Consider the following 7225-nt stretch of genomic DNA (forward strand, 5'->3'; position numbering starts at 1 on the left):
CGTGATGACAACGCAGCGCGAAATATTCAAGCAGTTGGGGCATCGACTGTTGAGTTAGGTGATGTAAGTCGGGCAGTGCCTGCAATTGCTGTTTGACCTCAGAATCCCCCGTTTTATAAACGGGGGATTCTGAGGTCAAAATGCCTTGATTATTCCGGCACTAATTCCACTGGCACTTAGAGGGGTGAAGTTTTTACCTTTAACAGCAGATCAACTGCTACGTCGTAACATATTGATCTTTGGTCTGGGCGGCATTGTTGCTCCCTTCATTGCCATCAAACTGATAGATATTATCCTACCTTTGTCTTAATTTACTATGAAACCCGTTCAGAGCCGCCGCACTATTCTTGCATCCCAAGTATTAGAAGAAATAACTGAAATCTGGTGTCAATGGCGTAGACAAAAGCTGCCATTGTATTTATTCCTGGCGATGTGTTTCAACCTAGTGGTTGCGCCTATGGTTTATGGCGCTACTGGTGAACAACTTTCCCGCAGTCAATCTTGGGGATTGGGACTGTTAGGACTGACGACGCTAGGGCTTTCCATCTATCTATTTTTTGTAATGTTTGTACCGGAGAAATTCTAATGAGTTTTGCACGCGAAGCCGGTAGAGCTGTTCGTTCTACCCTGGTACTTTGGGTTATGGTCGCGATTATTTATCCTTTTGCGATGATTGCCATTGGGCAGATTGTGTTTCCGTTTCAAGCAAACGGTAGTCTACTGAAAAATAGCACAGGTCAAGTTGTCGGTTCTGCTTTGATTGGTCAACCTTTTAGTAGCGATCGCTATTTTAACAGTCGTCCCAGTACTACGACTTACAGCACAGGCGATCCAAAAAAAGATGATGCGGGAGTTTTGAGAACTGGGGTTTCTGGTGCTAGTAACTTGGCTCCTAGTAATCCCGCATTACTGGAACGCATCAAAGGTAAAGATGACCCAGACCCCAGCAAAAAGGTTGAAGGTGACTTCACTCGTCTGAAAACAGCAGGTGTGCAGCCGACTGGCGATTTAGTCTACACCTCTGGTTCTAGCCTTGATCCTCACATTACTCCCGAAGGTGCGATCGCGCAAATTGCACGAGTAGCCAAGGCGCGAGGATTTCAGCCGAACCAGTTGGAAACTTTGATTACTCAAAACACCGATGGTCGCTTTATCGGCATCTTTGGTGAAGCTGGAGTTAATGTGTTGAAGCTGAATTTAGCTCTGGATAAGATTAAGGCATAGGAAATAGCGAAAAAGGGATGTTCTTGATCGAACAAAAGTCAGAATTCAGAATTCAGAATTCAATACAGTTCGGTTAAGGTTTTTGATAAAAATTCTAGATCGCAAACATACGATAAATCGCCGTCAAGACGAAAGATTGATTATTGTAGAGACGGCGATTCATCGCGTCTCTTGCAGTGAGCGATATTTTTGCTGCGATTCCAAGCTAATAATACAGACAATCAACCACACCAAACCTGCCCCGTAGCCAGCTGTGACATCAGTTAGCCAATGTACACCAAGGTAAAGCCGACTGAAACCGATCGCAGCAATTAAAATAATAGTCAAACCATAAATCCAAAAGCGCCATTCAGGAAACTGCTTTGCCAGAATATAGCCCGTAAAACCGTAAATCACTATTGAAACCATTGCATGGCCACTGGGAAAACTATGTTGACCGACTTTAATAATATGCTTCCACAGGGCTGGACGCGCTCTACCAAAAAATAGTTTCATCAAACAATTTAGTAAAGTTGCACCAACTCCAGCGATGCCCAAGATAGCTGCTTGCCGGCGACGATTATAAAATAACGGACTAATCGCCAACCCCAAAGAAGATAACAGCATTACTACTGGATCGCCCATAAAAGTAATACCAAGCATAATGCGATCGCGCAGTGGTGTATGCAACTTCTGGATCAAGAGCAAAATCGCTTCGTCAAGATTATATGCATACACCAGTCCGGTGGCGCATACAAGAGCGCCAACAGCCCCCAATACCGGAATAAGTTGACTACCTGTTTGGTTTAATTGTCGCTGCATAGATATTTGAGGCAGTACGGCTGAATCAGATATGTTTCGGTTATTACCCCCAACGAAAGCAGTATTTTCTTTAGTGACTGTGGCAGAAGCAAGTGATTTACTGCTTTTTTGCCGATAATCTAAGAGGATGTCTTGAATGAGGAGAGCGATCGCCTTTAAACTCTTATCTGGATGAAAGATAACAAGAACATTCCCTGTGTAACTATTAGCACTAACTCGTGAGATTATTTTCTCTTCTAATAATCTCGATTCCAGATATTTTTTAAGAGCTTCTGAATGATAAAGCCCATTTACCTTATATCTAACTCTTCCTTTAACAGCAGTATGTATTGGTTGAACCCAATAGTTTTCATTAGGAAGTTTATAAAAGTGAGGATTACCCATTTGTTATTGATAATAAAATACTTTGACTGAAGGCTAGTAATCTGCCCCATTATTTTTGATTAGTTCGTAGTAAGCACTTCAGTGCTTAAAAATCCAGGACTAAAGTCCTTACTACGAACTTTTTCACGCTTCATAACTAATGCGATAGACCACTAGGGAAGAGATTTTCATGAATCCTCGAAAATCCCAGTTATTTCAAGGCTACTTACTATTAACCAGGAATCATTTTAATAGCTACTGTATTAGTAACTACACAAGGTAACTACACAGGTTCAGGTTCGCTAGCAGATTTTAGTTTCAAAGGCTGGGAATTGATTCCCCCATTCCCGCGCAGTCTCCATCGCTTATTAGGTAAAATAAACATAGTGGCAGATTTTAGCCTCTTAATAATGCTTCTTGAGGTAGAAAGTATCCGTTCCCAAACGTCTGTCCTAACCCTTCGATATACAATAACATTACGTGCTTGGTTGAGCTTGCGTGTACTATCAATTAGATTGATTAGAGCATCAAAAATAGTCCCTACGATTGATTTTGCCATTACCTCTTTTGGCAAAACCACATCTTGGGCAGTTTGAATCAGGTTGACCAGATGCTCGCGCATTTGGTTATCTGAAATTACACCTACTTTATAATTGATGACGATAGATGCAGCTTTTGGGTTAGCACGGACATTTGTAACTCTAGGATCGGATTCTATCGCTAATTTGAGCTGATTAGCATACTCAGTATCTCTGGCTAGCAGAGGAATACGAAAACGAATTCGCCCAGGAATTGTATGGACAATGCTATAGAATATCTTTTGGGATGGTGCTGTTTTCTTAGGTAGGATTTTAGCTGCCTTTTTTGTTGGCAAAGGCAGGTTAAGACTAGCAGTTTTGTCAGAATTAGACCGGTTTCTAGAAGTCATAGTACTATTTTTTGATTTAAAAAAAAACGCAACCAGGCTTATAAATTTCTCAATTCATGTTTTAAGAGAATATTTTATTTAACTGTATTGACTTTACTTTAGTCATACCTATTTTTTTGATTGAAAAAATCTATCTCAGTAGTGAATCTAGCTGTCGGTGCTATCAGGTTGATTAAGTTTCTTTAACATTGTGCTTCACTAATAATGCAGAACAGAAACCTTGAAGAAGGCAGAAGGCACTTAGCAATATATTCGGGGATTCAGACCTCTCCTAAATTTAAGCTACTAAATCCGAGATTTAGCTTTGTGCTTAAACCCCTGCTTCCTCCTACCCTCTGGCTTGCTGATAAATGCTCTCTATCCTCCTTGATTAGATTATTATCATTTTTATTTACAGGTGTTCAGTACATAGACTTATTGACATGTAAGGGTTTTGATGTATTACAGTTGAGTTACTATACTCTCAATTAGTAAAATCAAGAGTATGTATCAATTTACTTGATGGCAGTATTGCCCTGATTTCATGTAAGCTTTGCTTATTTATTTTACTTAGTCTCTAGGTATGTGTTTATGCAGCAAGGGTTAAGGTTACTAATTCAACTGGTACTAGAGTTTGCACCTGTTGTTGCAGAGCTAGTACAAAAGAGAAATCAAGATTTAGCTTTGAGTAAATATGAACCCATTGAAGTGATTCCCGAAATACTCAAAGTTCTAAATCCTTCCAATAAAAAAAGCAGTTATGTTGAAGACTTTGAACAAGAAAGAATTTTCCAGCAGCAATTAGTAGCCGACAATCACCAAACGCAATTAAAAATAGCCGCCCAAGAGCGAGAAACAGCGCTAAAGTTGCCAGAAGTCAATAAAATTCTTGATAGCTGGCCCTTAAGGTTATACCCTTCACAGATTTTAGACCACACCAATTATGGGCGCACTCCACTAAAAATTTTTATCGCTCCTCCTCAAGTACATTTTGGTCAATTTAACGAGAATAGACATGAAACAATTTCCCAAATTGAGTTAATGTTGGCTGAAGGATTACGAGATTTTCTCAACAAGCATTACTCTCTAAACAGTCAAGTTAGACCAACAGAATTATTGGCAGGAGCTTGGGATAGTAAGCGTTTTCACAGTGAATCAAGTATTAAGGCTCTGTTTGGAATGTTGAAAACAGAGCCTATTTTGATTTTAGAGTCAGAACATGATGGCGACTATTTAAATTTTCGGATTGCCTACTGGGGTTTGAAACAAGGTAATTATTATTATAAAACAATTGCTCGTTTACCTTATCGAGAAATTCTGGAAGAGTCTGCTAAAAAACGGGCGTTAGAATGGAGAAAGATTAGAGATGAACTCCTGGTTTTGGGAGAAGACTTAGAAGAGATTAATCACATTGGAAAAGAGAATGTTGTTAATTTAGCAATTTTAGAAAAGGTAGAAATATGGAATGAAAAAGGAATTGATATTAGTAAGTTATCTTTACAATATCAAGTCAACCATCAAGACTTTGAAAACCTTTGCCAGGTTTTGATTACCTATCACTGTTTGGTTGCAGGTTGGGTAGCAGATGCTTACCACTTGGTTAATCATGGTGTACCTCCGGTATTACCAGAGTTGCTGCCGAGTTTGCTGTCAGATACTTTTGATTTACAATCAGTACAGGTTATCGCCTCAGGTTACAAGCAAATTTACCAAGCTCTGGAAAATGAGCGTTGTTACTGGATTCCAGAATTGGCTTTGCAGTTAGCCCAGAGTTTATCCCATTTAAGCGATGCCTACGGCGATAAACTACGCTCTTGGGCAAATGAACAGCTTGATTATTCTGTGAGTACATGGTTACAACTACGCCAAATATCACTACAGGATTCTACTAACCCGCTTCAGGCAATGCAATCAGCCGTCAGCATCAAAGATGAGGAATATGTAAAAAAGTTAAGAGAATATTTTGTTGCAGTCGGTGATAGTCAGAGTCTTGCTGATGTTGAGGAAATTTTGAATTGCGTCGCAAACCTCAAACACCAAGTTACACTACAACATATCGTTCTCAGCCATACCCTAACTGGACATTCCGAAAAAGTGACATCTGTCGTCATTAGTCCTGATTCTGAGAGTTTAGTTAGCGGCTGTGCAGATAAAACGATCAATATATGGAATCTTAAAACTGGCAAACTTATTCGCACCCTCACAGAAGATTTAGGCGAAATTTCTTCTGTTGCAATTAGTCCTGATGGACATTATCTCGCTGTTGGTAGTTCCCAACATCCCAAAAGTAATGTCAAAGTATGGAAACTCAATTCTGACAAACTCCTCCACACTCTGTTAGGACATCAAAAACCGGTTAACTGCATCGCCATCAGTCCTGATGGACAAATTCTTGCCAGTGGTAGCAATAAAATCAAAATTTGGAATTTGCATAAAGGCGATCGCATTTGTACCCTTTGGCATTCATCCGCAGTTAATGCTGCTGCTATCAGCCCTGATGGTACAATCCTTGCTAGTGGTAGTTCTGACAACAAAATTAGGCTGTGGAATCCCCGCACGGGTGATCCATTACGCACCCTCAACGGACATTTAGGTGCGGTGAAATCAGTAATCATTAGTCCTGATGGAGAAATTCTCTTTAGCGGTAGCACAGACAAAACTATCAAAGTTTGGTATTTAGCTACAGGTAAAGTACTACACACCTTGACTGGACATTTAGAAGAAGTAAGATCCTTAGCTGTTAGTCCTGATGGAGAAATTCTCTTTAGCGGTAGTGCAGATAAAACCATCAAAGTTTGGCATTTGCGGACGGGAGAGTTACTGCAAACTATCACAGAACACTCAGGGGCAGTAAACTCTATTGCTATTAGCCAGAATGGTCAATTTCTTGCTAGTGGTAGTTCTGATAAAACCATCAACATTTGGCAGATAAATTAAGCTTTTCAGTTACTCGTTTTGTGATTGTTTTTGGCTAGTTCCATGCAACTTAATAAAGCTATCAAAAGCATACCATGCTAAAACATACCAAGGAATAACTTCTAACTGCAATCCTTTATTAAGTAATTGTCGCAGCGAAAGACTAGCTAATCCTAAAGGGAAAAGAATCCGCAGATCAAAAGCACCATGCGTTGACTGTTTGACGCGCTGGTTTAAGTCAACAACCGCAGATGATACTCCTGCTGCTGCCTCGGTATTACCCTCGGAAACATCGGCAAAAATTATTCCTAAATCTTTAAGTGTTGCTAGCACATTTTCTAAACTGCCATCTTTACCATCGTGATTGATAACAATACTGCCATGATGGACATTTGTCTTAATTTGATTAATGTGAGAATTTGCTGACAAAGCATTGGCGATGCGTTGCATCTTTTCTGGTTGACGATGGGAATGAGCCACTCTTAACCGCAATCTGCCCGGAGTCGAACTTACAACTTTTGTAGATATCGGTTTTGGTGATGTTTTGAAAGTGGGCTTGTCTAGAATTTCCGGCATTTTATTGTAAGTGCTATAACCATTAGTCAAAATGTAACCACCTTTTTGACTTGTGTGATAGTGGATTCTTTGTTGTGGGTTTGTTATTTACAGGAATGAGTGCAAAATTAATAAAAAACGAACCGCAGAGGAAGCAGAGAACACAGAGGAATAAGAAGAGCGAGAGAGTTTTTGCGCTATCTTGCACTAGGGACTTCCAAAACATAAATTATTCAATCTTGTGGGGTGGGCATCTTGCCCGCCTTCGGGTATGGGCGGGCGAGACGCCCACCCCAGAAGAAATAGTTAAGTATTTTTTTATTTGAAAGTCCCTAATGGGCAGATGAAATTACACACCATTATCGGTGACATTATCGCCATTGGTGGCAGACGCTTCAAACACGGGGGTTTCTTTTTCATCAGCAAGTTCTGCTCTGGCTTCGGCTACCATGTCTTCCC

7 protein-coding genes and 1 pseudogene are annotated in these 7225 nt (G+C 40.2%); 5 read left to right on the top strand and 3 right to left on the bottom strand.

Annotated elements, in window-relative coordinates:
* The 4 genes and pseudogenes from LC608_RS35715 to kdpC form a co-directional block, all read left to right on the top strand.
* Positions 1 to 96: pseudogene (locus tag LC608_RS35715) on the top strand (RNA-guided endonuclease TnpB family protein); the annotation flags it as partial.
* Between the two features lie 49 nt (positions 97 to 145).
* On the top strand, positions 146 to 310 hold the full coding sequence (locus tag LC608_RS35720; protein ID WP_229558027.1) for a hypothetical protein: 165 nt from the start codon (positions 146 to 148) through the stop codon (positions 308 to 310).
* A gap of 6 nt (positions 311 to 316) precedes the next feature.
* Positions 317 to 586, top strand: a complete 270-nt coding sequence (locus tag LC608_RS35725; RefSeq protein ID WP_229558028.1) for a potassium-transporting ATPase subunit F — start codon at positions 317 to 319, stop codon at positions 584 to 586.
* On the top strand, positions 586 to 1224 hold the full coding sequence (gene kdpC, locus LC608_RS35730; protein WP_229558029.1) for a K(+)-transporting ATPase subunit C: 639 nt from the start codon (positions 586 to 588) through the stop codon (positions 1222 to 1224). The genes LC608_RS35725 and kdpC overlap by 1 nt, the downstream gene beginning before the upstream one ends.
* Positions 1225 to 1383: 159 nt before the next feature.
* On the opposite strand, the gene LC608_RS35735 is transcribed toward kdpC, so the two are convergent.
* Together LC608_RS35735 and LC608_RS35740 are read right to left on the bottom strand one after the other, a co-directional pair.
* A complete protein-coding gene (locus LC608_RS35735; RefSeq protein WP_229558030.1) occupies positions 1384 to 2409 on the bottom strand; it encodes a phosphatase PAP2 family protein in 1026 nt (341 codons plus the stop codon).
* 262 nt (positions 2410 to 2671) lie between these two features.
* Positions 2672 to 3316, bottom strand: coding sequence for an HMA2 domain-containing protein (locus LC608_RS35740; RefSeq protein ID WP_229558031.1), 645 nt, complete (start codon positions 3314 to 3316; stop codon positions 2672 to 2674).
* 570 nt (positions 3317 to 3886) lie between these two features.
* Between LC608_RS35740 and LC608_RS35745 the strand changes: the two genes are divergently transcribed.
* Entirely contained in the window at positions 3887 to 6232 is a 2346-nt protein-coding gene (locus LC608_RS35745) for a WD40 repeat domain-containing protein (protein WP_229558032.1), read from the top strand.
* Between the two features lie 9 nt (positions 6233 to 6241).
* Here LC608_RS35745 and LC608_RS35750 read toward each other — a convergent pair whose 3' ends face one another.
* Positions 6242 to 6787 carry an HMA2 domain-containing protein gene (locus LC608_RS35750; protein WP_229558033.1) on the bottom strand — a complete coding sequence of 182 codons (546 nt, stop codon included), beginning with the start codon at positions 6785 to 6787 and terminating at the stop codon, positions 6242 to 6244.
* Positions 6788 to 7225 lie beyond the last annotated feature (438 nt).

The organism is Nostoc sp. XA010, from assembly GCF_020829625.1.
In the GTDB taxonomy this organism is placed as follows: domain Bacteria; phylum Cyanobacteriota; class Cyanobacteriia; order Cyanobacteriales; family Nostocaceae; genus Nostoc.